The following is a 24,777-nucleotide window of genomic DNA, read 5'->3' as shown; positions in this document are numbered from 1 at the left end:
ATCGTTCGTGCACGCTAATGTGATCGCCATGCTCCAAGAGCGACGCCACGAACTGATCCTCCGCACGCTGCGGACCGACGGCCCGGCGACCGTCACAGCGCTCGCCGAGAGCCTCGGCGTCAGCCCCGCCACGATCCGGCGCGACCTGGTCGAGCTGGACGAGGAAGGGCTGCTGCGCAGGGTGCACGGCGGCGCGGTGCCGCTGGAGGAGAAGGACGACCCGTTCGCCGACGTCGCCGCCGTGCGCACGGCGGAGAAGGACGCGGTGGCCCGCCGGTGCGCGGAGCTGGTCAAGGACGGCGAGACCGTGCTCCTGGACATCGGCACCACCGCGCACCGCGTCTCGCGGTTCCTGCACGGGCGTGCGCTCACCGTCATCACCAGCAACCTCGCCGTCTATGAGGAGCTCGTCGACGACGTGGCGATCCAGTTGATCCTGCTCGGCGGCGTCGTGCGGCGGGACTATCGGTCGCTGGTCGGTTTCCTCACCGAGGACAATTTACGCCAAATGCACGCAGATCGCCTGATACTTGGCACCAGTGGTGTGCGTGCGACCGGCGCGGTCGTCGACACCACGGTCATCCAGGTGCCGGTCAAGCGCGCCATGATCGCGGCGAGCGACCAGGTCATCCTGGCCGCGGACGCCGGCAAGTTCCCCGGCTCCGGCATGGCCCGGGTCTGCGACGCGTCCGACCTGCACGTGGTCGTCACGAACGCGGACGCCGACCCGGCCACGCTCGACGCCCTGCGCACCGCGGAGGTAGAGGTGATCACGGCATGAGCGAGCTCGCGAATCCAGTGGCCGGCGACGACTCGGGGAAGACGGCATGAACGAGCTTGCGAGTTCATCGGGCTGGTCAGCGGCTGACGCATGCCGCTGGAGGAGCGAAGCGGGGGAAGCGGCATGAGGCTGACGATCTTGGGTGGTGGCGGATTCCGCGTACCCCTGGTCTATCAGGCGCTGCTCGACGACCATGCCGAAGGCCGGGTCTCGCACGTCACGCTGCACGACCTCGACCCGGCGCGGCTGGCCGCGATCGGCCGGGTCCTGGCCGCGCAGGCCGACGGCGTCCCGGACGCGCCCGTCGTCACCACCACCACGGACCTGGACGAGGCGCTGCGCGGCGCCGACTTCGTCTTCTCCGCGATCCGGGTACACGGCCTGGAGGGGCGCACCATCGACGAGCGGGTCGCGCTCGCCGAGGGCGTGCTCGGGCAGGAGACGGTCGGCGCCGGCGGCATCGCCTACGGGCTGCGTACCGTGCCGGTCGCGCTGGACATCGCGTCCCGCATCGCCCGGCTCGCCCCGCACGCCTGGGTCATCAACTTCACCAACCCGGCCGGCCTGGTCACCGAGGCGATGTCCCGCGAGCTCGGCGACCGGGTGATCGGCATCTGCGACTCCCCGTCCGGGCTCGGCAAACGCGTCGCCCGCGCGCTCGGCGTCGTGCCGTCCCGCGCCCAGCTCGACTACGCCGGGCTCAACCACCTCGGCTGGCTGCGCCGGGTGCTCGTCGACGGCGTCGACCGGCTCCCCGAGCTGCTCGCGGACGAGACCGCGCTCGCCACGTTCGAGGAGGGCAAGCTCTTCGGCACGGACTGGCTGCGCGCGCTCGGCGCGATCCCGAACGAGTACCTGCACTACTACTACTTCAACCGTGAGGCGGTCACGGCCGCGCGCGCCGCGACCCAGACCCGCGGCACGTTCCTGCTGGAGCAGCAGCGCCGCTTCTACGCCGACGTCGCCTCCTGCGACACCCCGGCGCTGGCGGCCTGGCACGCCACCCGCCTGGAGCGGGAGACCACCTACATGGCGGAGAACCGCGAGGCGGCCGGCGCCGGCGACCGGGAGAGCGGCGACCTGGAGTCCGGCGGCTACGAGCAGATCGCGCTCGCGCTGATGCGGGCCATCGCCCAGGACCAGCGCGCCACCCTGATCCTCAACGTCCGTAACCGCCGGACGATAGAGCACCTGGACGCGGACGCGATCGTCGAGGTCCCGTGCCTGGTCGGGTCCAGCGGCGCCCGGCCGGTCGCGATCGACGCGCTGCCCGACCACGCGACCGCGCTGGTCGCGTCCGTGAAGGCGGTCGAGCGGGCGGTCATCGAGGCGGCCGTCACCGGCAGCCGCGGCGCGGCGCTGCGCGCGCTGTCCGTGCACCCGCTGGTCGACTCCGTCGCGGTCGCGCGGCGGCTGCTCGACGCCTACCAGGAGCAACTCCCCCAGCTGTCGTACCTGCGCTAGAGAACGAGGGCTTTCCCATGCACGACGATCGCCGCCTGGTCGAACGCCGCCTGGAGAGGCTGCTGGCCGAACGGGTGCTGCCCGCCGTCTACGCCGAGCGGATCCCGCTGACGCTGCACGCCTGGAAGGTCCCGGACGAGCCGATCCCGGTCGCCGACGCGCTCGCGCAGGCCGAGTTCACGCCGTTCGCGGTCGGCGAGCAGTGGGGCCGGCCCTGGTCGACCACCTGGATAAAGGCGACCGGTGAGATACCCGGGGCCTGGGCCGGGCGGCGTGTCGAGGCGGTCCTCGACCTCGGCTTCGTCGGCGACTGGCCGGGCAACCAGGCCGAGGCGCTGGTCTACGACGCGACCGGCAGCCCGATCAAGGGCATCGAGCCCCGCAACCAGTACGTCCCGCTGCCCGGCCCCGGCCCGGTCGAGCTGCTCATCGAGGCCGCCGCGAACCCGGACATCCTGGCCGACGGCTTCAAGCCCACCCCGCTCGGCGACAAGCTCACCGCCCCCGACCGGCCGATCTACACGTTCAGGACCGCGGACCTGGCCGTGCTCGACGAGGACGTCTGGCACCTCGGCCTGGACATGAGCGTGCTGCGCGAGCTGATGGCGGAGCTGGCCGTCACCGACCCGCGCCGCCACGAGATCCTCCGCGCGCTCGAACGCGCGATGGACGTGCTCGACGCGCAGGGCGTCCGCGCCTCGGCCCAGGAGGCCCGCGCGCTGCTCGCCGACGTGCTCTCCCGTCCGGCGCACGCGTCCGCGCACACGCTCTCCGCGGTCGGGCACGCGCACATCGACAGCGCCTGGCTGTGGCCGCTGCGCGAGACGGTCCGCAAGACCTCCCGCACGTTCGCGAACGTCACCGCGCTGGCCCGCGAGTACCCGGAGCTGATCTTCGCGTGCTCGCAGGCCCAGCAGTACGCGTGGGTCCGCGACAACTACCCGCCGATCTACGCCCGGATCAAGGACGCGGTCGCGGCCGGCAACTGGGTTCCGGTCGGCGGCATGTGGGTCGAGGCGGACGGCAACCTGCCCGGTGGTGAGGCGCTCGCGCGCCAGCTCGTGCACGGCAAGCGGTTCTTCCTGGACGAGTTCGGCGTGGAGACGCGCGGGGTGTGGCTGCCGGACTCGTTCGGCTACAACGCCGCCTACCCGCAGCTGGCCAAGCTCGCCGGCATGGACTGGTTCCTCACCCAGAAGCTGTCCTGGAACGAGTCGAACCCGCTGCCGCACCACACGTTCTGGTGGGAGGGTATCGACGGCAGCCGGGTCTTCACCCACTTCCCGCCGATCGACACGTACAACGCCGTGATCGAGGGCGGCGAGCTGATGCACGCGGTCCGCAACTTCACGGACAAGGGCAAGGCGACCCGGTCGCTGGCGCCGTTCGGGCACGGCGACGGCGGTGGCGGTCCCACCCGGGAGATGATGGAGCGCGCCCGCCGGTTCGCCGACCTGGAGGGCGCGCCCCGGGTCACGGTCGAGTCGCCGGACGCGTTCTTCGAGGCCGCCCGCGCCGAGTACCCGGACGCGCCGGTCTGGTCCGGTGAGCTGTACCTGGAGCTGCACCGCGCCACCTACACCAGCCAGGCCCGGACCAAGGCCGGCAACCGGCGCAGCGAGCACCTGCTGCGCACCGCCGAGCTGTGGGCCGCGACCGCGGCCGTGCGCACCGGCGCGGACTATCCGGCCGCCCAGCTGGACGCGCTGTGGAAGACCGTGCTGCTGCACCAGTTCCACGACATCCTGCCCGGCAGCTCGATCGCCTGGGTGCACCGCGAGGCCGAGGAGACCTACGCGCGCGTCGCCGCCGAACTCGACACGCTGATCCGCGCCTCGACCGAGCGCGGCGGCGACCTGCTGCTGTTCAACACCGCCGGCCGGGACCGCCGCGAGGTCGCGCTCCTCGACGTGGCCGCCGACGGCGCGCAGGCCCTCGCCGACGGCCGGTTCGCGGTCGCGGCGCACGTGCCCGGCTCCGGCGCGGCCGCGCCCGACCCGGCGCTGTTCGCGGACACGCCGGTCACCGCGGTCGCCGGGCCGGACGGCATCGTGCTCGACAACGGCCTGGTCCGGGTGGTCCTGGACGAGGCCGGTCTGATCCGTTCCGTCTACGACCTGGCCGCGGCCCGGGAGACGCTCGCGCCCGGCATCCCCGGCAACCTGCTCCAGATCCACCCGGACCTGCCGAGCCAGTGGGACGCCTGGGACGTCGAGCGGCACTACCGCCGCAGCTCCGTCGACCTGACCGACGCCGAGTCCGTCGACCTCGCCGACGCCGGCCCGCTGGTGGCCACCGTGCGCATCGTGCGCACCATCAACAAATCCACGATCACCCAGTGGGTACGGCTGCGCGCCGGCAGCGCCCGCGTCGACTTCGACACCGAGGTGGACTGGCAGGAGCGCGAGAAGCTGCTCAAGGCCGCGTTCGGGCTGGACGTGCACGCGGACCGCGTCGCCTCCGAGATCCAGTTCGGCCACGTGTTCCGGCCCACGCACGCGAACACCGGCTGGGACGCGGCCCGGTTCGAGGTCTCCGCGCACCGGTGGGTGCACGCGGCCGAGCCCGGGTACGGCGCCGCGCTGATCACCGAGGCCACCTACGGCCACGACGCCGGCCGGCACACCCGCGACGACGGCGCCACGACCACCACGATCCGGCTCAGCCTGCTGCGCGCGCCCGGCAGCCCGGACCCGCAGGCCGACCTGGGCCGGCACCGGTTCACCTACGCGCTGCTGCCCGGCGCGACCGTCGCGGAGACCGTCGCGGAGGCGTACGCGCTCAACCTGCCGCTGCGCGCCGGCACCGGTGCCCCGATCGCGCCGCTGGTCACGCTGGACGGGCCCGGCGTGGAGATCGAGGCGGTCAAGCTCGCCGACGACGGCTCCGGCGACGTGATCGTGCGCGTCTACGAGTCGCTCGGCGGGCGCGGCCGGGCCACGCTGCGCGCCGGGTTCGACCTGGCCGCCGTTGACCGCACCGACCTGCTGGAACGGGTCTACGACGGGCAGTCGCCGGCCGTGGACGGGCGGGACATCGCGCTCTCGCTGCGCGCGTTCGAGGTCGTCACGCTGCGGCTGGGCCGCGCATGAACCCGTGGGACAGCCCCGACCTGCTCGGATCCGGGCGGATAGCCGCGCACGCGGTGCCGCGCGCGCCGGGCGTACCGCTGGATGGTTCGTGGCGTTTCCAGCTTTTGCCGTCACCGGTTTCTCCGGTCGGCGAGCAGTGGGGCTCGATCACGGTTCCGGGGACGTGGACGACGCAGCACCCGGGCGACCTGCCCTGGTACACCAATGTCACGCACCCGTGGCCGGGGAACCCGGCGATCGTGCCGGCGAAGAACCCGACCGGCGTGTACGAACGCGACGTGACCGTCCCAGCCGGGTGGGCCGGGCAGCGGATCGTGCTGCACGTCGGCGCGGCCGAGAGCGTGCTGATCGCCACCGTGGACGGCGTGCCGGCCGGCATGGGCAAGGACTCGCACCTGGCCACCGAACTCGACGTGACCGCGCTGGTCACGCCCGGCGGGACGCACACGATCCGGCTGACCGTGGTGAAGTGGTCGGACGCGACCGTGCTGGAGGACCAGGACCAGTGGTGGCACGGCGGGCTGACCCGGTCGGTGTACCTGTACGCGACGAATCCGGTGCACCTCGCGGACGTGCGGGTGACCGCGTCCGCGAGCGGGCGGCTGGTCGTCGATGCGCGGGTCACGACCACCGGTGACCGGCTGCCGGACGGGTGGGCGGTGGCCGCGACGCTGGACGGGGCGGCCGTACCGCTGGATCAGGAATTTGATCTTCAGCAGCGGGCGGACGAGCGGGTCTCCGACTGGCTCGGGCTGCCGCGGCTGCGCGCGGACCTTCCCGGCGTCACGCCGTGGTCGGCGGAGAATCCGGTGCGCTATCCGCTGACCGTGACGGTGCTCGACGCGGGCGGCACGGTGCTGGACTCGGTTTCGTTGAAGGTCGGGTTCCGGGATGTGCGCGTCGACGGTCGAGACCTGCTCATCAACGGGGAGCGGGTGTTCATCCGCGGCGTGAACCGGCACGACTTCGACCCGCTGACCGGGCGGACCGTCACCGAGGAGCAGGTGCGGGCCGAGCTGAGCCTGATGAAACAGTACGGGTTCAACGCGATCCGGACCTCGCACTACCCGAACGCGCCGATGGTGCTGGACCTCGCGGACGAGCTGGGCCTGTACGTGGTCGCCGAGGCGAACATCGAGACGCACGACCATGCGCACGAGATCGCCGGGGATCCGCGCTACCTGCCCGCGTTCGTCGACCGGGTGTCGCGGATGGTGTGCCGGGACCGCAACCACCCCAGCGTGATCATCTGGTCGCTGGGGAACGAGAGCGACTACGGCGTCAACCACGACGCGGCCGCGGCCTGGATCCGGCACGACGATCCGACCCGGCCGATCCAGTACGAGGGCGCGATCCGTGACGACTGGGACGGCGGCGCGCACGCCGGCGACATCGTCTGCCCGATGTATCCGTCGCTGGACGCGATCGTGAGCTGGGCGGCGGACCCGGGGCGGACCAGGCCGCTGATCATGTGCGAGTACTCGCATGCGATGGGCAACAGCAACGGGTCGCTCGCCGAGTACTGGGCGGCGATCGAGTCGACGCCGGGGTTGCAGGGCGGGTTCATCTGGGAGTTCTGGGATCACGGGATCCTGCAGCGGCTGTCGGACGGGCTTCCGGCCGGACCCGCTGCTGGTCCACAGTGGTCTTCCGGCGCGGCGGCGCCCGGATATCGCTGGGCGTACGGCGGTGACTTCGGGGATGCGCCGCACGACGGGACGTTCTGCGCGGACGGGCTGGTGTTCCCGGACCGGACGCCGAAGCCGGGCATGGCCGAGCACCGGGAGCTGGCGAGCCCGGTGCGGCTCACGCTCGCCGGTGACGTCGTCACGGTGACGAACCGGCAGCACTTCAACGGGCTTTCGTGGCTGGCCGCGGCGTGGGAGATCACGTCGGCGGACGGGACGATTGCCGTGCTGCCGGTCGTGTTGCCGCAGGTGGCCGCGGGCGAGTCGGGCATCCTTCCCGCCCCGCAGGTTCCGCCCGGCGATGCCGAGACCTGGGCGACCCTGCGCCTGACCAGCGCCGTCGACATGCCATGGGCACCGGAGGGTACGGAGATCGCGCGTCCACAGGTGCGGCTGCGCGCTGAGGGCCGGTCCTTCCCGACAGGCTCCGGGCTTCCGGCCGGTGCCGGGCTTCCGGCCGTTGTGGTCGGGGACGACGGCGTGCTGCGGCATCCGCTGCTGGTGGCCGGGCCGGTGCTCAGCCTGTGGCGGGCGCCGACCGACAACGACCGGATCGCCGGTCACGGTGAGCGCTGGCGCGACCTGGCGTCCCTCACCCGCACCCACCTGCACATCGACCGGAGCGCAGACCGGACCGTGGTGGAAAACCGCTACGGCGACGTGATCCACGTGCAGACCGTGACCGCCGCACCCGGCGGGCTGACCGTCACGGACGAGATCACGATCCCGGACACGCGCGACGACCTGCCCCGCGTCGGCGTGGTCCTGGAGACCGTGCCCGGCTTCGACACCCTGTCCTGGTACGGCCACGGCCCCGGCGAGACCTACCCTGACCGGACCGCCGGCGGCCCGATCGGCGCCTACACGTCCAGTGTCGACCGCGCGTTCACGCCCTACCTGCGCCCGCAGGAGAGCGGCGGGCGGCACGGCGTGCGGGTGCTGACGCTGACCGGACCGGCCGGCACGCTGACCCTGCACCCGGACACACCGCGTCAGATCAGCGCCACCCGCTTCCGGGCCGCCGACCTCGACGCCGCCACCCACCACGACGCACTCGTCCCGCGCGCCACCACCGTCGTCCACCTCGACGCCGCCCACCGCGGTGTCGGCACCGCCTCCTGCGGCCCGGACACCCGGGCGCCGTACCGGATCGGCCCCGGCCTGCACCGCCTCACCTGGACACTCCGGGGGGTCGGCCAGCCGTCCTGAGGGGGAACGGCCTCGCCGGAACGAGGGGGCGGGTCGCATGATCGGGTCCGGTCGGCTGCTGATCGGTGCGACCCGGGCCGTGCGCCTTCCACCGCACGTGGTCGCCTACCTACATTCGGTGTCTGCGGCTTCTCCTTCCTCGGAGGCCCCGTGCGAACACGATTCCGGCATGGTGCGGCCTGCGCCGCCGTCCTGATGGCCGCCGGCTGCGCGACACCCGGCGGGACCGCGGTCGTGCCGTCCGCCTCGGCCGAGGTCCCGGAACAGACGTTCAGCAAGGTGGCGCCGACCGCGGACTGCCCCCGGAAACCGGCCGCGGTGGAGGCCGGCGGCGGGACCGCGCTGCGGGCGACCACGCTGAGCTACGCGGCTCGCAACTTCGACGCCGACGTGGTGCTGTCCGACGAGGGGCTCGCCGCGATGCCGGGCGCGCTGACCACGGAGAAACTCATCGACCTGGACGAGGCGTTCCTGCACGGGGCGTTCGCGGCCGGCGGCGCGTACGCGCTGGTGTCGCTGGAGAACACCACAGGCGCAAACCTGAGTGTGTACGACGTGCGCCCGGTCAACATCGTGGTCGAGTGCGTCCCGCTCGCGGCGATGGTCTCCTACGGCAACGAGGGCGGCGACCAGTCACAGATCGTGTTCAACATGGACGCGGACTCCCCGATGCCGCACCTGCTCGACGACTCCGGCGGGATCGGCGGCCCGTACTTCGAGGAGTACCCGGCGATCGAGTTCGAGGGGCACGGCAAGGAGTCGTTCCTGCTCTACTTCATCTCGGAGTTCGGGGCGTACTCCTTCGAGGTGCTGATCTCGTACGAGACGGGCGGCCGGAAGGAGCAGGTGCTGGTCCGGAACGGGTTCGTGCCGTTCCGCGTCGCCACCGACCTGTGCCCGGACGGGGAGGCCCGGATGTCGATGACGGACCGGGAGGTGGAGCACATGCGCGCGCTGCGGTACGGCGAGGTGCGGCAACGCGGCCGGCAGTGGGTGCCGGAGGTCGTGGATCCGGACGATTGGGCACGGCAATGTCCGACGCTGTGAGGCGTACCGGCGTCATGTTGTCGATCTTGTTCTTTTTGACGGCTGCCTGTGCTTCGCCCGAGCCGGATCCGCCTGCTGCCCCGGATCCGCCCGCTGTCTCGGCCCCGCCGGTCTACGGGCCGATGGAGTTTCACCAGCTCGGCATCTGCCAGACCGACTGCCGGTCGACCGGTGCCATCCCGGTCGCGCATCCGGACTGGGGGAGCATCTGGCTGCTGTCCTACACCAGCGGCTCGACGGAGTGGGAGAACGAGTCCGGGCTGCTCGCCATCGGCCCCGCCGACCGGGTGCTGTGGCGCTGGAAGGGCGGGGACTGGTTCACGCTCGAACCGGCTTCGCCCGCATCGGACCGGACCGGTCACCTGTTCCTGCGGTACAACCCCGGACGATACGACGGGCTGCTGGTCCTGGCACCGACGGCAGGGGGCTTCGAGGACTTCGGCACGCTGCCGTCCGAGGCGGAGCTGCCGACGTCCCGGTTCTACAGCGTGGTGCTGGTCGACGGCGACGGCGACGGGATCTTCGACATCCGCGAGGACATCAACGACTGCGACCCGAACTGCGCGGAGGGTAGTTATGAGTCGGTCCTGCACCGATGGAACGGATCCGACTACCGGCCGGACTGACCGGCTCGCGTGGCGTTTCACCGCGGCAGGCCTGTTCCTGCCGTCGCCCGGGTCCGTGCCGGACGGGCCCGTTCTTCCCGGGGACGTTCCGTCCGGCGTGGGTGCGTTCGCTCTCGGGCCCGGTGGCCTGTACGTGCGGGTCGCGGCCGCCGGCCGGCCCGCAGACCCGTCGCCGGAGCGGAACCCGCTGCTGCCGGACTCCGGGGTGGACCCAGGGCTGCCGGGCTCCGGACCGGGCCCCGTGCCTGTGCCGGTTCCGACTCCGGCCGCGGCCTCTCCCGGCGACGATGCCGAGATGCTGCGCGCCACCCGGGCCCAGGCACGCGCGACCTGGCTGGGCGCGCTCGTCGCACTGGCCGCGCTCGTCGTCTCCGCGCTGGCCTGGTCCGGCCAGCAGAACGTCAACCGGCAGCAGCAGCGACTCAACGACTACCTGCTGCTCCGCGAGGAACGCGTCTACGCCTCCCGGGTCGCCGTCTGGGCCGTCCAGGCCCAGCAGGACAGCAGCGTCCTGTCCGCCGGCCTCGACGTCGTCATGCAGAACCGTGCCCCGGTCCCGATCCGCCGCCTCCGTATCAGCGCCTGGATCACCACCGACGACCTGCACCCACCGGTCCGCGGCGCGATCGACCTCGGCGAGCTGGAACCCTGCCAGATGGTCAGCTTCCGCCTCTCCCCACCCACCGGCACGACGTTCCTCCCCACCGGCGACGGCTGGCTCGGCTACACCGGCCTGTCCGTCGACTTCTCCGAGGCCGACCGCGCCTGGCGCCTCACCAGCTCCAGCCTCACCCTCCAGACCGGTGCCCAGCCCCCCGACCTGGCCACCGCCGCCCTCGTCATCCCCCGCTCCCGCACCGCCACCCCCATCGGCGACTGCGGCGAGTCCAGTTGACGGCCGGAGCCAGGACCACGACTCCGTCAGGCCGCCGAGACGTCCACGCGCGACGGGCGCAGCCGGAGGCTGATCAGCGCCGTCACCCCGAACACGACCGCCTCGTAGACCATCGCGCGCCCGAACGCCGCCCCGCCCACAGGCGCGAAGTAGACCAGCCCCGCCGCCGTCACCCCGATCGACCCGCCCAGCTGCTGTGCCGTAGGCAGCAGCCCCGCCGCCGACCCGGCCGCCACCTCGCCCACCTCGGCCAGCACCAGCGCGAACACCGAGGCGGTGAACGCGCCGAACGCGGCACCACCGACGGCCAGCACCGGCAGCGCCGCCCAGCGCCCGCCCGGCAAGCCGATGAGCAGCGCGAGGACCAGGGTCATCCCCGCCAGCGCCAGCGACGCGCCCGTGAGCAGCCGTGCCCCGAAGAGACGCGACAGCGCGGGCGCGCTCGGGCTGCCCAGTACGGCCGCGGCCGCGAACGGCGCCGAGACCAGCGCGGCGGCCACCGCCGAATACCCCGCAACGGACTGCAGGTGCAGGAACAGCAGGTAGGTGAACGACGGCACGCCGGCGTTGAACACGAACACCAGCAGCACCCCGGACCGCGCGGTCCGGTCGTGGAACACCGACGGATGGACCAGCGGATCCGGCCGGTGCGTGAGCGTCCACGCGAATCCACCGAGCGCGGCCGCGCCCACGGGGAGGCCGGCCCACGTCCACCCGGCCTCCCGTCCCAGCGCGAGCGGCAGGATCAGCGCGCCGAACCCGGTCATGGCCAGCACCGCACCGGCCCAGTCCACGCGCTGCCCGCCCGCGCCGCGCCCGCGCGGCAACACGCTCGCCCCGGCCAGTGAGGCGAGCGCGACCGGCACCGTGACCAGGAAGATCGCGCGCCAGCCGAGGCCGGGAAGGTCGGCGCCGAGGAGCAGCCCGCCGATCAGCGGCCCGGCCAGCGACGCCACCCCCATCGTGGCGCCGAACAGCCCCAGTGCACGCGGCCGCCGCTCCGGGGCGACCGCCACCCGGATGATCGACAGGACCTGCGGGGCGACCAGTCCGCTGCCCGCGCCCTGCAGCAGCCGCGCCGCGATCAGTGAGGCGGCGCCGGGCGCGCACGCGCATGCCACCGACCCGGCCGTGAACACGACGGTCCCGATGACGAACAGCCGCCGGTAGCCGTACCGGTCCCCGAGTCGTGCGGCCGTGATGAGCAGGCAGGCGTACGTCAGCGTGTACCCGGCCAGCACGAGCTGCACCGCCCCCGGCCCGGCCCCCAGCCCGGCCTGCATGGCCGGCGCGGCGACCTGCGCGATCGTGACGTTGAGCAGTTGCACGAAGGTCGCGCTCAGCACGACCGGGAGCACGAACCGTCCACTGTTCACGGGACGAGCGCCGCGGCGAGTTCCCGCGGCCGGGCGGCGAACGGGCTGTGGCTGCCGGGCAGCGTACGCACGGTGAACGCGTTGCCGGGCATCGCCCGATCGGCCTCCGCGATCATCAGGTCCTGCACGGCCGGCGCGAGCGCCCGATCGTCGGCGCAGCGCAGGAACGTGCGCGGGATCCGCCCCCACCGCGCCTCGGTCACGGCGACCGGCGACGCCGGGACGGCCAGCGGCAGGTCGGGGCTCAGCGCGGACCGCCAGCGGTCGAACCGGTCCCGTGGCGTGTCGTGGTAGTGCGTCTGCCACAGCTCCTCGACGTACACGGGATCCGGCGAGAGCGGGTTGATCCGCACCGCGCCCAGCGCCTCCGGATCACCGAGCGGAAGACGCTGCCCCCGTGCCGTGGCGTTCTCCGGCGTGCCGAGATAGTCGAAGAACCGCGGCCGCCCGGCCGGGACGAACGCGGACAGGTACACGATCCTGTCCACCAGCTCCGGCGCCCGTTCCACCGCCAGCGACGCGGGCCCGCCGCCCGCGCTGTGCGCGACGAGCACGACCGTGTCGTACCGCCGGACCTGCCGCAGCACGGCCAGCACGGCCTCGGCGCAGTCGTCCATCGTCACGCCGGCCAGCGCCGACTTCTCGGTCAGCAGGCCGGGCTGGCCGGGCAGCAGGTATCCGGCCGGCAGCGGCGCGTCGAAGCCGTGCCCCGGCAGGTCGACGGCCACGCTCGCGGCACCCCGCGCGGCGAGCGCGCGCCCGGTCGCCGCCCACTGCCCGCTGCCGTGCCAGGCGCCGTGCACGAGGACATAAACGGTGTCTGTCATGCCCGTCAGCCAAGTCGAGCGCCACCGGACCATCCACCGAAAGATCTGACAAGCCGCTCGGCGATACTTCTCAGGTATCACCGAGGAGGCTGATCATGGAGGCGCGACATCTGCGGTACGCGCTCGCGCTCGCCGAGGCGGAACACTTCGGCCGGGCCGCCCACACGCTGGGGATCGCACAACCCCCGCTGTCCAAACAGATCGCCGACCTGGAACGCGAGGTCGGCGTGCGGCTGTTCGACCGCACCCGCCGGGGCGTGTTCCCGACGGCCGCCGGGGAAGCCTTCCTCACCAGGGCGCGCCGGGCGCTCGACGAGATGGCGGCCGCCACGATCGACGCGGGCCGGGCCGCGCGCGGCGAGACCGGCCGCCTGCGCCTCGGATTCATCGCCTCATCGCTGCTGGACCCGCTGCCGGGCGTCCTGAGCAGGTTCGGCCGCGAACGCCCCGACGTGCGACTCGCACTCCATGAGATGTCGAGCAGCCGCAGCACCGCCGCACTCGTCGCCGGCGAACTCGACGTGGCCATCACGCTCGGCCCGCCACGGGGCGCCGGCGCCGAGCACCTGACCGCCGTCCCCATCGGACACGACCACCTGGTCGTCGTCGTCAGCGCCACCCACCCCTACGCCGGCCGCCCGTCCGTCACCGTCGAACAGTTGCGACAGCAGCCACTGATCGTGGCCCCCGGCGAGGACGAGCCCGCCATCACCGCCGGTCTGCGTACCCTGCTCGGTGAGAACTCCCCGGCCCTGCTCGGCGCGACCGTCGCACGCGACATCCACACGATCATCGGCCTCGCCGCCTCCGGCATCGGCGTCGGCCTCGGCCCTTCCCGCATGCTGTCCGCCCCGCGCCCCGGCACCTGGTTCTGCGACGTCTCCCCGCGCACGCCCCTGCCCGACCTCGTCCTCTCCTTCACCACCCACGACACGTCCCCCGCGCTGCACGCCTCCCACTTCGCGGTGGTTGCGGTCCGCACGCTCCCGCGGGCACCGGTCGTCGCTGGCGCTCCTCCCTTCCGCTGCCGCGGGTGGCTGAGCTCACACCAAAACCCGCCCGCGCGCTCGGTTTCGGGCACCCTTTCCCGTGATCGGTGCGTCGCCCATGTTGCTGGAACGGCATGGGGGACGCACCGATCACGGAAAGGACGTCGCGTGCGGCACGCGACGCGCCTCGCGCAACGCGAGTGCGGCGGCACTCGCGTGTTCTTCCGTGCACCGCGCGGAACCGGCTCCGACGCCGGGAGGCAAGCGAAGCGCCAGCGGAGTCTTGGCGTATGGCGAGGTTTGCCCGCGGGAGCAGCGCTGCTGGGCCACGCCGGGAGCGGGAAGATGAATTTGATCTTGATCTTCGCGCCGCAGGCAGCGCGCCACTCATCGCGAGGGCGTCAGGGCCGGGGTCTGGGGTCGTTCCCAGGCGAGTTCAAGCGCCTGCGGGAGCGGCGCTGCTGGGCCACGCCGGGAGCGGGAAAGCGATCTGGCTTTGAGCTTTGTGGCCGGTCAGCGGGGTGATGACGGCTCGGGGACGGGGTTGCGGAGGGTGTCGAGCTCGGCGAGGTAGAGCGACTGCAGGTGGGCGTGGTGGCGGAGCAGCAGCGTGAGCTCGTCGGCGGTGTAGTGGCTGATGAGCTGCGCGGCGCGGGCGGCGAAGTGGGCGTAGGGGTGTTCCAGGTCGGCGGCGCGTTCGGGGCGGAGCGTGACGATGACGCGGCGGCGGTCGGCGGGGTCGCGGTCGGCGGTGATGAAGCCGGCCTGCTGGAGGCGGCGGAGCATGCTGGTCACGGCGCCGGTGGTGAGGTTGGTGCGGGCGGCGATCCGGCCGGCGGTGGTGGGGCCGGAGTCGGCGAGGAAGTCCAGGCACTCCAGGTCGCTGACGGTGAGGCCGAGGCGGTCCGCGATGGCGGAGCGGAACACGGTGGACAGCCGTGCGGTCTCGCGGCCGGCGCGCATCAGGTCGGTCAGCGCGGACTCGTCGGACATGTGCGCCATCATGCCTCGGGGACGGTGACGCGGTGCAGTTTGGGCAGGACGCGGGTCAGGATCCAGTGCGGGGCGGGTGCGCTGCCGGTGAGCCGGCGCATCAGCGTGGCGGCGGTGTCGACGGCGTGGAAGGCGTAGGGGACCATCTCGTCCTGGTACCGGGCGATCGCCTCCTCGACCGGCTCGCCGTTCGACCGGGCTTCGACGAGGTGGTGGCCGAGCAGGGCGGCGTCGCGGAGCGCGGTGTTGCCGCCGTGCGCGCCGAACGGGGGCATGGCGTGGACGGCGTCGCCCATCATGGTCGCGTTCGGTATCGCCCAGCGGCGCGGGCGGCGGCCGGTGGCGAAGAGGTTGAGGACGGTGGCGTCCAGTTCGGCGGTGTCGACCAGGCGGCGGATGAGCGGGTGGAAGCCGACGCTCATCCTGGCGGCGAGGTCCCGCATGGCCAGCAGGTCGCCGTGGACGCCGGTGGGGACCTCCTCCTGTTTCAGCAGCAGTCCCCACATGACGTAGTCGTCGCCGGTGGGCGCGTAGCTGCCCGGGGCCAGGCGGGCGAACGCGTCGCGCGGGCTCTCGCCGAAGCGCATGGAGGTGAAGAAGAACGCGCGGCCCGGCCGGTGGGCGAGCGCGAGGACGCCGCTGGTGCGCAGCGCGTCCGGGATGACGCTCTCGCCGTGCTGCCGCAGCGGTGATCGGCCGTAGATGCCGGCCATCGGGGTGTTCTCCGGGGCCGCGTCCGGGGTGAGCTGGGCGCGTAGCGCGGAGCCGATGCCGTCCGCGGCCACGACGACGGTCGCGGCGGTGGTCCGTCCGTCGGAGAAGCGCAGTTGCAGGCCGTGCGGGCCGCCGCGTTCGACCGCGGCGGCGGACCTGCCGTAGTGGACGCGTCCGTCGAGGCCGGACAGCAGGATCGAGCGCAGCGTCAGGCGGTCGACCTGGCGGGTGGCGTGCGGCTCGTCCTTGAACGTGATGGTGAACGCGTTCCGCAGCCGGCTGTCGGTGAAGCGCAGGTGCCCGCCGGGTTCGTCGCCGGTGGCCAGGGCCAGGCGGTAGAGCGGGCGGGGGAGGCTCTCGCGCAGTGCTTCCAGACCGTGCCGGTCGAGGATGATCCGGTAGCCCTGCCGTCGGACGAAGGGGCCGGGGTCCCGCTCGTAGACGTGCACGTCGACGCCGGCACGCTGCAGGTATTGGGCGAGGCAGAGCCCGGACAGTCCGGCGCCGGCGATCGCCACGGTGAAGTCGGTCGATACGCTCATGCGGTTATCTTAATGACTAAGATGATTGTGGCAAGGCCGGGCCACCCCCGATCACACATGGCCCGGCCCGTCCACGGTCCTGGCTGACGGGCTTGATCAGCGTCATGAGTGTGGTCCCGTACGGTTAATGAAACGTTGTCGTCGTACGGGACGGGAGGCCGTGGTGGAGGTCCGTCTGCTGGGTCCGGTGGAGATCTGGGCGGACGGCCGCGCGGCCGCGCTCGGTCCACCGCAGCGACGGCACACGCTGGCGGCCCTGGCGGTCGACGCGGGACGGCCGGTCACCATGGAGACCCTGGTCGCGCGGGTGTGGGACGAGCCGCCGCCGAAGGCCGCCAGGGTGCTGCAGGTGCACATCACGCACCTGCGGCGGCTGGTGGGTGCGCCGTTGATCCGGCGTTCCAGCGGCTACGTGCTCGACGTCGCGCCCGAGCGGGTGGATGTGCACCGGTTCGCGGACCTGGTCCGGCGTGCCCGGGACGCGGAGCCGGCCGAGGCGCTGACGCTGCTGCGCACGGCCCGCTCCCTGTGGCGGGGCACGCCGCTTGCGGGGCTGACCGGGCAGTGGGTGGAACGCTTGCGGCAGGCGTACGCGGAGGAGTATCTCGCGGCGAGCGTGGCCTGGGGCCTGGCCGAGCTGCGCGGCGGCAACCCGCTCGCGGCGCTCGGGCCGCTTGCCACGCTCGCGGCCGACCACGCGCTGACCGAGCCGCTGGCCGACGTGCTGATCCGCGCGTACGTCGCGGCGGGGCGGCCGGCCGACGCGCTGGCCTACTACGCAGAGTTTCGCGGCCGGCTCGCGGACGAGCTGGGCGTCGACCCCAGCGCCACGCTGCAGGAACTGCACCGGGCCATCCTGCGCGGCGACCGTGTGGAGCCGCGGGAGACCGTCGCGACGCCGGCCCAACTGCCGGCCGACGTCCCGGGCTTCGCCGGACGGACGCTGGCCATGCACACGCTGGACAACCTGCTCACCGAGACCGCGATGGCCGTCGCGGTGGTGTCCGGCACGGCCGGCGTGGGCAAGACCGCGCTGGCCGTGCACTGGTCACACGCGGTGCGGTCCCGGTTCCCGGACGGGCAGATCTTCGTGAGCCTGCGCGGCTTCGGCCCCACCGGACAGGTGGTCTCCCCGCAGGAGGCGCTCCGCGGGCTGCTCGACGCGCTCGGCGTCGCACCCGGGCGGGTGCCGGCCACGCTCGACGCGCAGGCGGCGCTGTACCGCAGCGTGGTGGCCGGGCGGCGGCTGCTCATCGTGCTGGACAACGCCCGCGACGTCGAACAGGTCCGGCCGCTGCTGCCGGGCACCGCCACGGTCGTCGTCGTGGTGACCAGCCGGGCCCAGCTCACCGGTCTGCTGGCCGACGGCGCATCCTCGGTACCGCTGGACCTGCTGTCCAGGGCGGAGGCCGAGGAACTGCTGACCAACCGGCTCGGCCCGGCCGTCGTCGCGCAACGTGACGCGCTCGACCAGGTCATCACGGCCTGTGCCCGGCTGCCGCTGGCACTGAGCATCGCCGTGGCGCGCACCCGGCAGACGAACTTCCCGCTGAGCGCGCTCGCCGCCGAACTCGACGAGGCCAGTGAACGGCTGGACGCGCTGGAGGTCGGCGATCCGGCCGGTGACGTGCGGGCGGTGCTGTCCTGGTCGTACACCGCGCTGAGCGAGCCCGCGGCCCGGCTGTTCCGGCTGCTCGGGCTGGCCTTCGGGCCCGACATCGACGTGCCCGCGCTGACCAGACTGGCCGGGGAGCCCGTGCACGGGCTCCGCGCGCCACTGCGTGAGCTGACCCGGGCGAGCCTGGTGACCGAGTACGCCCCCGGCCGGTACACGCTGCACGATCTGCTGCGCGAGTACGCCGCCGAACTCGCGCGCCGCGACGACGCCGAGGACGTCCGCCGGTCGGCCACCGTGCGCCTGCTGGAGCACTACACCCATTCCGCGTACGCGGCCGACCGCCTGCTCAACCCGCCCCGCGAGCCCATCCTCCTGCCGCTCGGCGGACCGGCCGCCGGCGAGCAGTTCGCGGATCTCACCGCCGCGATGACCTGGCTGGGCGAACATCATGCCGTCCTGCTCGCGGCGCTCCGGCACGCCGCCGAGACCGGGTACGACCGGCTTGCCTGGCAACTCGCGTGGTCGCTGGACACCTACTCGTCCCGGAAAGGTCACCTGCACGATCAGATCGAGTCGTGGCAGACCGTCATCGAGTGCGCCGCCCGTCTCGGCGAACTGCCGGCCCGCGCGTACGCGCATCGGAACCTGTCACAGGCCAACATCAGGCTCGGCCGCTGGACCGAGGCGCACGACAGCCTCCGGCGCGCGCTGGACCTGTTCACGACGCTCGGCGACCGTGTCGGTCAGGCCCGTACGGAACACCACCTCGCGTACCTGTGGGGGCAGCGCGAACAGCCCGCCACCGCGCTCGAGCACGCCAAACAGGCCCTCGCGCTCTTCGCGGGCACCGACGACCGGGCCGGCCAGGCCGAGGCGCTGAACGCGATCGGCTGGTACCACGCGATGCTCGGCGAGTTCACGCAGACGCTGACGCACTGCCGCCAGGCCCTCGACATCTTCGAGGCCGACGGTGACCTGCACGGGGCCACCGGCACCTGGGACAGCATCGGGTACGCCCACCACAACCTCGGCCACCACGCCGAGGCCATCGACTGCTACGAGCATGGCATCGCTCTGGCCCGCACCCTCCAGCACGACTACTTCGTCGCCGAACTGCTCGTCCACCTCGGCGATTCGCATCTGGCGGCCGGCCGGCCCTCGGCCGCGCGTGTCGCGTGGACGGAGGCGGAACAGCTGTTCACCGCACTCGACCACCCGAGCGCCTCCGACGTCCGCGAGTCGTTACGCCGCCTGGACGACCCGGTCGGCGCCGACCAGGGGCCGCCCGCCTGATCGTACCGTCGAGGCCGGCCGGACATCGAGCGGAGTCGCCTCGACCAACACGACCACGGCGGGAGCCGCGTGTCCTTTCCGGTGCCGCGCGGAACCGGCTCCGATGCCGGGAGGCAAGCGGAGCGCCGGCGGAGTCTTGGCGGACGGCGAGGTTTGCCCGCGGGAGCAACGCTGCCGTACCACGCCGGAAGCGGGAGGATGATTTTGTGGGCCGTGGCGGCATCGCGCGCCTCAATCGGCGAACGGCTCCCGCGCCCGGCGGCCGCAGTCGGGACGTTCACGAGCGGACAATGCCATGACCGCCTCCTCCGGACAGGGTGCGGGCCAGCCGGGCCGCCTCCGTGACCAGCCGGGACCGGCCGCCGCGTGCCGCGACCGCGGTCACCGATGGCAGGTCTTCCGAGGCGTGGACCGCCGCGGCCGCGGACTCCGCCACGGACAGCAGATCCGGCACGGCCGCCCCGGAGAAACCGGGGGAGAGGACGGCCGGGATCAGCTCGCGGACCATCGCCCACACGTCGGCCGCGGCGCCGGCCCGCACCAGGTCCGTGAGGCCGGCGGCGACCCGGTTCAGGCGGAGGGTCCGGGCGCCGGCGAGCGCGGCCAGTTCCCGGCCGAGCAGCCTGCCGTCCAGGTCGTGGCGGGCGGCGAGGAGCAGGGTGGCGTCGATGGTGGCGAGGCGTTCGACGGGGCGGGCGGCGGTCAGGCCGTGGGCGAGGCAGATCGCGGTCGCGGGGCCGAACGGGCCGCCGCACCGGGCCAGCGCCGGCAGCACGGCGAAGGTGCCGTAGCCGTTGTGCTCGACCGAGTAGGCGAGGTGCCGTTGCAGGTGGGCGGCGAGCAGTTCGCGGTGGCCGGGCAGCACCAGCGGCCACTCGCCGACCCGGTGCGGATGGAACCAGGCCGCGGGTACGTCGAGCAGCCCGTCCGGGACGGTCAGCGCCGGATGTGCGGCGGTCGAGACCACGGCTCTGCGGGCCGGGGAGGTCCAGTGCTGCGCCCAGACCTCGAACGTTTCCGGCTCGCCCTCGACGACGGTGCTCTGCGGCGTGGGCAGGCCGCCGTCGCGGAGCCAGGCCGCGAACGCGCGCCCCGCCGGAGTGGACAGCCGGGCGGCCCGGTCCACGATCGCGGCGTCGACGTCGGGCGGCATCCGCAGCAGCGCCTGGGACAGGTCGTAGGGCTCAGGCTGCCAGGACTCCAGCAGCGCGAGCACACGGGCCGGATCGACGTACCCCTCGATCGTCGCGGGCAGGGCCAGCAGCGTGGGCGGTGGCGAGCCGCCGGTCACCAGCAGGGCGACCTCGTAGACACGCTCGATCAGCATCCGGTCCGGTGGCGCGATGGGGAATCTGTCGGGGGCGGGACGCTCCCAGCGGCCGTCGACGACCGCGCGGACCAGCATGACCACCAGCTCGTCGTGCCAGTGCGGCACGGTGATCGAGTCGTACGCGGCGGCGAGGGTACCGCGGTCCGCGTGGGCGAACCGCATCGTGCCCTCCAGGAACAGGTCCAGCTGCAGCGGGTCGGTGCGCGTGCGGCGGATGAGCGCGCCGGCGACCGCCGCCAGCTCCTCGATCGTGCCGATCGGCGCCGGCGCGGGCTCCACGGCGGCGCCGGTCACGGTCTCCGCAACGGCCGGACGGCCGGGCGTGACGACGCCGAGCAGCACATCCGCCTGCCTGCGCAGGTCGCCGTCCAGACCGGCGGCGGCGTCCGCGAGCAGGTCGTGCCCGGCCGCGCCGACCGCGGGCAGGTGCCGGGCGGCGACGTGCAACGTCCGTTCCGCCAGGTCCCGGGCATTGTTGCCGAGACCGGCCAACAGGGCAGCGAACAATTCCACCTCGGGGGTACGGGCAAGCGCCGTGTCCAGCCAGCCGAGCACGATCCGGACCAGCTTCTTCTCCGTGCGCGGCAGGACCGTGTAGGCCGCGCCGACCAGCTGTTCCGTGGCATCGAGCGCGCGCAGCGCCTCCGCCGCGAGGACCGCGACCGCACCGTGCGGTCCGGCGAGCATCGCGGCGTACTCCCGCTCGTGCGGTGAGGTCTCCGCGACCGTGGGTGCCAGCATCCGGTAGAGCTGAACCACAGGGCGGATCCCGCTCGGCCGCCCGCCGTCGCGCAGCCGCAGCACGCAGTGCTCCAGCATCGCCGCCCGGTCGTATCCGCCGTCGGCGCAGAGCCGGGCCAGCGCGCCCGGACCGTTGCCGGTCAGCTCCTCGGTGACACCGGGAACCTCGAAGACGTGCGGCAGCAGCACCGGCGTCCACGGATCGGCGCGGTACCGGTCGGCGTCGTGGCCGATCTCCCGCAGCCAGCCGAGCAGCACGCCCTCGGTCGGCGGGGGCGGCCGGCCGAGGTCGCGCCACAGCGCGTTCACCAGCGGCCAGTGCTGGTAGGTGTCCGTAGGGCGTAGCCGCTTCGCCAGTCCGCGGGCGACCGCCGTGATCGACGGACGTCCGGGCGCACGCAGCATCCGCAGGACCGTGCCGGCCCGGTCCGGCGGCAGCCCACGCCCGGCCTCGTCGGAGCGTAGGCAGGCGACGACAGCAGCGGCCGTGGGCAGGCACGCCGCGCCGGTGACCTGCAGCGCGTAACCGCGGTCCAGATAGAGTTTCCACAGCTCGGTGTGCCAGGGCGGGTGCTCGAACTCGAATGTTCTCAGTGGCGCCGCGAGCGCCCGCCGATCCGCTTCGCCCATGTCCATCAGCGCGTCGGCGAGCCGGTCCGTCTCGCCTGCCTGCAGACAAGCAGACACCTGGGCGAAGGAAAGCGGCATGGCCGGACCGTACCGCGGCCAGGTTGCGGCGAATGCCGAATCGGGGCAGGCCAAGTCAGGGCAGACCACGTAGCCGTTGGCGGACGGCGGTGGGTCGCTGGCCGCTCGGAGCCTGAGTGACGATCACTCTGTGCTTCATGCAGAGACGTCAAGCGTCGGATTGAGTCGTCGCCAATGGATGTAAGTCTGCGTTGAGCACCTGAAGTGAGTGAATTGTGAGGCCGTTGGCACCTGGGTGCCGGTCGCTTAAGGTGGTTACAGAAAGTCAGCAACATCAGTGTTAGCCAGACCGAGACAGCCCCCCAGCGTCTCGCCGCCAGCTCGGTCCCGGCTCCCGGTCACGTGTTCCGGAGAAGGGGGATCCTCATGCAACCAGGCTGGCATCACTCCGCGGGCCGTCCTTCCGCGGCTGAGCTCTCGACGACCGTGGCGGCGCTCCGCGCCCGGTCCGCGCGGGTGCAGAGCACGTTCGCGGCGGTCTGCTATCCGCACTCGAGCGCGGACCCGAACGCCTCGCTGTTGCGGATCATGACTGACGCGCTGTCGTGCCAGCACGCCGACGGCTCCTGGGGCTCGGATGACACTCCACGGCAGAAGCCGTGCTTTACCGCACAGACGATCACGATGCTGGCCAGGTTGGGGATCCACTACGACAGGGCGGCCGACGGCGGCCGTGATGTGCTCGGACTCGGGCATGTGGTGCAGCGCGCGGCGGACTGGCTGGAGACGGTGCAGCGTGCTGACGGAGGATGGGGCGAGGACGCCTGGGACACCTGCCAGGTGCTGCTCGCGCTTCACCTGTGCGGCTATCGCGTCGGGGATCGCTGCGTGGACCGCGCCTTGGAGCTGTTGCGGTTCCACGTCTCGCAAGGGTGGCCGGACCGCGGCTCCTACTGGTTCGGGGCCGGTTTTCTCGGCGCGGCCATGCACGTCTTCAACCGATACGAAGATCCCACGTTCGCGTCCCGGGCCTTCAACCAGATCTGGGAGTTCTGGGATGACGAGTCGTCCTGCTTCCGGTCCTCCGGCGAACCCGACGGCCAGCACGCTCCGGCATCATGGCAGACCGCCTGTGCACTGTCGGGCTTCCGCTCGTTCGGCGCGGTCTCATTGGTTCCCGATCGGGTCACCCGGGCGTACGCGTGGCTGGTCAAGGCGCAGTCTCCGGACGGGAGCTGGGGTTCGGGCCCTCAGGAGATAACCAGCTACTGCACGCTGCAGGTAATCAACGCCATGTGCCTGAACGAGTGCAGTGTCAACCGCGAGGCGGCCGTGAGAGGCGCGCAATGGTTCATCGACCTGTATTCCCTCGACGGTCCGCTGACCACCCGCCTGATGACCGCCGCAGCGGTGGCGCGGACCATGAGCGAAGGTCTCGTCACACAGGTGTCGTTCTACTGGGTGGAGGAGATCCTGGACCTGTTGGAGCAGTACAAGCAGCTTTCCGAGGTACAGGCCGAGAGTTGTCAGGCGGCGGACGTCGAGCTGGCGGACGCGCGCACACGGTGGGCCGATCTCGACCGGAAGGCAGCCGGAGCCCGTGACGAACTCGAGAGCGGGTTGAAGCGGAACATGGAGATGGCGGAGGAATTGAGCCGCGTGCGGGAGAACGAGGCCGGCACCCGAGCCTTGCTTGACAGCTATGCCTTCAGGATGACGCCGCACCAGATCGTGGTGCTGTTCTCGAGCGCTGTCCTGGTGGTGTTTCTAGCGGGCTTCCTTCTCCGTTAGGTCCCGCGCATGTCGTCGGCGAGCCGGGCGGCGATCAGTTCGTCCGCCCACAACAGAGGCATGATCATGCTGGTGCGCCCGGCGGCGATCAGCGCCGGGGAGCGGTCGAGTGCTGCGGCGTAGTCCTGGCCGCTGAGGTGATCGATGCGGGCATCGGGTGTCCGGGACGACAGGAACACGGGCAACGACGCCAGGTTGAGATCGCGGGCGGCGAGGGCGGAGCGGGCATAGTGCGACACGCCTCCGCGGTAGTCGCATCCGGCGATGTTGCCCCAGGCGACGGCATCAAGGAGATCGTCGGCGATGATGCGTGGGACGATCTCGCCGTTGGCGGCCAGTTCCGGGACGTCGGCGTCAGTCACGTACCCGGTACGGCCGCAGCGGGCGCAGCCGAACCGAGGGCTGGAGCCGGGATACTCGGTCAGCTCGAGCCGGGTACCGCAGACGCACCGCTTCCACAGCGGCCCGGCGCCGCATGCGCGCGTGAGTGCCGCGCGTGAGTGCCAGAGCGCTGCGAGATGACCGGCAATCAGTGGGAGAGCCGCTGATCCGGGAATGAACAGTGTGGGTAGTGCGAGTGCCTGGTTGACGATCCAGCTCAGGACGAGGGTGTTGAAGTCAGCGAGGCTCGCCGCGTCGGCCGCCGCTTTCTCGAACACGCCGACGAGCACGTCGAGCCTGTTGTCGGCGCGGGCGCGCTGCCGGGCACGACTGGCACCCCTCGGCAGTGACGCGGCCTGCTGGCGCGCCCAGACGCGGAGGCTGGAGCCGAGCAGACCGACGAAGTCGGGCGTCGGCGCCTCCTCATTGGTCATCCATGCCGGCGCACCATGGCGCGGCGGAGCGGGAAGACGCCACACGCCGTCCCGCGACGGCAAGGACGGCAGCATCGCCTGGCGGTACCGGCGGTCGTCGTTCACGTCGTAGTCGACGACGAAGAAGGTCTCCGCGTACGCGCCGCCGAGCAGTCTGTTCAGGACGTTGGTCAGTGTCGCCTGCGCGACCACGTTCACCGACGGCAGGAAGTTCGGCTGATGGGCTACGCGCAGGCACGGCGCGCCACCCCTGTACCGGTCGAGATTCTCCATGACACCGGCGGTCAGTGTGCCCGCA

16 protein-coding genes are annotated in these 24,777 nt (G+C 72.4%); 10 read left to right on the top strand and 6 right to left on the bottom strand.

The genetic code is table 11. From position 1 onward, the window contains the following. Window positions 1-28 precede the first annotated feature (28 nt). The 7 genes from OP04_RS38890 (at window position 29) to OP04_RS38860 (ending at window position 10,802) form a co-directional block, all read left to right on the top strand. Window positions 29-781, top strand: coding sequence for a DeoR/GlpR family DNA-binding transcription regulator (locus OP04_RS38890; protein WP_033345050.1), 753 nt, complete (start codon window positions 29-31; stop codon window positions 779-781). A 123-nt stretch (window positions 782-904) separates the two neighbouring features. Next, a complete protein-coding gene (locus OP04_RS38885) occupies window positions 905-2,245 on the top strand; it encodes a 6-phospho-beta-glucosidase (RefSeq protein WP_033344984.1) in 1,341 nt (446 codons plus the stop codon). A gap of 17 nt (window positions 2,246-2,262) precedes the next feature. Beyond that, entirely contained in the window at window positions 2,263-5,337 is a 3,075-nt protein-coding gene (locus tag OP04_RS38880) for an alpha-mannosidase (protein WP_033344983.1), read from the top strand. Further along, window positions 5,334-8,234: a glycoside hydrolase family 2 TIM barrel-domain containing protein gene (locus OP04_RS38875; protein ID WP_033344982.1), complete on the top strand. Its 2,901-nt coding sequence runs from the start codon at window positions 5,334-5,336 to the stop codon at window positions 8,232-8,234. The genes OP04_RS38880 and OP04_RS38875 overlap by 4 nt, the downstream gene beginning before the upstream one ends. A 150-nt stretch (window positions 8,235-8,384) precedes the next feature. Next, a complete protein-coding gene (locus tag OP04_RS38870) occupies window positions 8,385-9,281 on the top strand; it encodes a hypothetical protein (protein ID WP_157240956.1) in 897 nt (298 codons plus the stop codon). 122 nt (window positions 9,282-9,403) lie between these two features. Beyond that, window positions 9,404-9,907 (top strand): hypothetical protein, encoded by a 504-nt coding sequence (locus OP04_RS38865; protein ID WP_033344980.1) that lies wholly within the window; start codon window positions 9,404-9,406, stop codon window positions 9,905-9,907. A gap of 97 nt (window positions 9,908-10,004) precedes the next feature. Next, complete coding sequence (locus OP04_RS38860; protein ID WP_033344979.1) at window positions 10,005-10,802, top strand: hypothetical protein; 798 nt, start codon at window positions 10,005-10,007, stop codon at window positions 10,800-10,802. 26 nt (window positions 10,803-10,828) lie between these two features. Here OP04_RS38860 and OP04_RS38855 read toward each other — a convergent pair whose 3' ends face one another. Then, window positions 10,829-12,178: an MFS transporter gene (locus OP04_RS38855; protein WP_198154134.1), complete on the bottom strand. Its 1,350-nt coding sequence runs from the start codon at window positions 12,176-12,178 to the stop codon at window positions 10,829-10,831. Next, complete coding sequence (locus OP04_RS38850; RefSeq protein WP_198154133.1) at window positions 12,175-13,005, bottom strand: alpha/beta fold hydrolase; 831 nt, start codon at window positions 13,003-13,005, stop codon at window positions 12,175-12,177. The genes OP04_RS38855 and OP04_RS38850 overlap by 4 nt, the downstream gene beginning before the upstream one ends. A 95-nt stretch (window positions 13,006-13,100) precedes the next feature. On the opposite strand from OP04_RS38850, the gene OP04_RS55015 reads away from it, so the two are divergent. After that, window positions 13,101-14,519 carry a LysR family transcriptional regulator gene (locus tag OP04_RS55015; protein ID WP_198154132.1) on the top strand — a complete coding sequence of 473 codons (1,419 nt, stop codon included), beginning with the start codon at window positions 13,101-13,103 and terminating at the stop codon, window positions 14,517-14,519. On the opposite strand, the gene OP04_RS56600 is transcribed toward OP04_RS55015, so the two are convergent. Both OP04_RS56600 and OP04_RS38835 read right to left on the bottom strand, forming a co-directional pair. Next, a complete protein-coding gene (locus OP04_RS56600) occupies window positions 14,508-14,987 on the bottom strand; it encodes a MarR family transcriptional regulator (RefSeq protein WP_269746731.1) in 480 nt (159 codons plus the stop codon). The two genes, OP04_RS55015 and OP04_RS56600, sit on opposite strands and share 12 nt — an antisense overlap. 8 nt (window positions 14,988-14,995) lie before the next feature. Then, complete coding sequence (locus OP04_RS38835; RefSeq protein ID WP_033344977.1) at window positions 14,996-16,243, bottom strand: FAD-dependent oxidoreductase; 1,248 nt, start codon at window positions 16,241-16,243, stop codon at window positions 14,996-14,998. 163 nt (window positions 16,244-16,406) lie between these two features. Here OP04_RS38835 and OP04_RS54000 point away from each other — a divergent pair, with 163 nt between their 5' ends. Next, a complete protein-coding gene (locus OP04_RS54000; protein WP_198154131.1) occupies window positions 16,407-19,154 on the top strand; it encodes an AfsR/SARP family transcriptional regulator in 2,748 nt (915 codons plus the stop codon). A 277-nt stretch (window positions 19,155-19,431) separates the two neighbouring features. Here OP04_RS54000 and OP04_RS38825 read toward each other — a convergent pair whose 3' ends face one another. Further along, a complete protein-coding gene (locus OP04_RS38825; RefSeq protein WP_157240952.1) occupies window positions 19,432-21,933 on the bottom strand; it encodes a hypothetical protein in 2,502 nt (833 codons plus the stop codon). 456 nt (window positions 21,934-22,389) lie between these two features. Here OP04_RS38825 and OP04_RS38820 point away from each other — a divergent pair, with 456 nt between their 5' ends. Then, window positions 22,390-23,664 carry a prenyltransferase/squalene oxidase repeat-containing protein gene (locus tag OP04_RS38820; protein WP_198154130.1) on the top strand — a complete coding sequence of 425 codons (1,275 nt, stop codon included), beginning with the start codon at window positions 22,390-22,392 and terminating at the stop codon, window positions 23,662-23,664. Here the strand turns inward: OP04_RS38820 and OP04_RS38815 are convergent. Continuing rightward, window positions 23,661-24,752, bottom strand: coding sequence for a hypothetical protein (locus OP04_RS38815; RefSeq protein ID WP_033344974.1), 1,092 nt, complete (start codon window positions 24,750-24,752; stop codon window positions 23,661-23,663). The genes OP04_RS38820 and OP04_RS38815 overlap by 4 nt on opposite strands. Window positions 24,753-24,777: the final 25 nt, after the last annotated feature.

The sequence above is a fragment of the Catenuloplanes japonicus genome, from assembly GCF_000717135.1.
Classification (GTDB): Bacteria; Actinomycetota; Actinomycetes; order Mycobacteriales; family Micromonosporaceae; genus Catenuloplanes; species Catenuloplanes japonicus.
This window is presented reverse-complemented; position numbering and strand designations above follow the sequence as displayed.

Bases quoted from the DNA above. Each gene is read 5' to 3' on its own strand.
- OP04_RS38885 (WP_033344984.1), top strand. From the start codon at position 905: ATGAGGCTGACGATCTTGGGTGGTGGCGGATTCCGCGTACCCCTGGTC.
- OP04_RS38835 (WP_033344977.1), bottom strand. From the start codon at position 16,243: ATGAGCGTATCGACCGACTTCACCGTGGCGATCGCCGGCGCCGGACTG.
- OP04_RS55015 (WP_198154132.1), top strand. From the start codon at position 13,101: ATGGAGGCGCGACATCTGCGGTACGCGCTCGCGCTCGCCGAGGCGGAA.
- OP04_RS38825 (WP_157240952.1), bottom strand. From the start codon at position 21,933: ATGCCGCTTTCCTTCGCCCAGGTGTCTGCTTGTCTGCAGGCAGGCGAG.
- OP04_RS38880 (WP_033344983.1), top strand. From the start codon at position 2,263: ATGCACGACGATCGCCGCCTGGTCGAACGCCGCCTGGAGAGGCTGCTG.
- OP04_RS38850 (WP_198154133.1), bottom strand. From the start codon at position 13,005: ATGACAGACACCGTTTATGTCCTCGTGCACGGCGCCTGGCACGGCAGC.
- OP04_RS38890 (WP_033345050.1), top strand. From the start codon at position 29: ATGCTCCAAGAGCGACGCCACGAACTGATCCTCCGCACGCTGCGGACC.
- OP04_RS38865 (WP_033344980.1), top strand. From the start codon at position 9,404: ATGGAGTTTCACCAGCTCGGCATCTGCCAGACCGACTGCCGGTCGACC.
- OP04_RS38815 (WP_033344974.1), bottom strand. From the start codon at position 24,752: ATGGAGAATCTCGACCGGTACAGGGGTGGCGCGCCGTGCCTGCGCGTA.
- OP04_RS38875 (WP_033344982.1), top strand. From the start codon at position 5,334: ATGAACCCGTGGGACAGCCCCGACCTGCTCGGATCCGGGCGGATAGCC.
- OP04_RS56600 (WP_269746731.1), bottom strand. From the start codon at position 14,987: ATGTCCGACGAGTCCGCGCTGACCGACCTGATGCGCGCCGGCCGCGAG.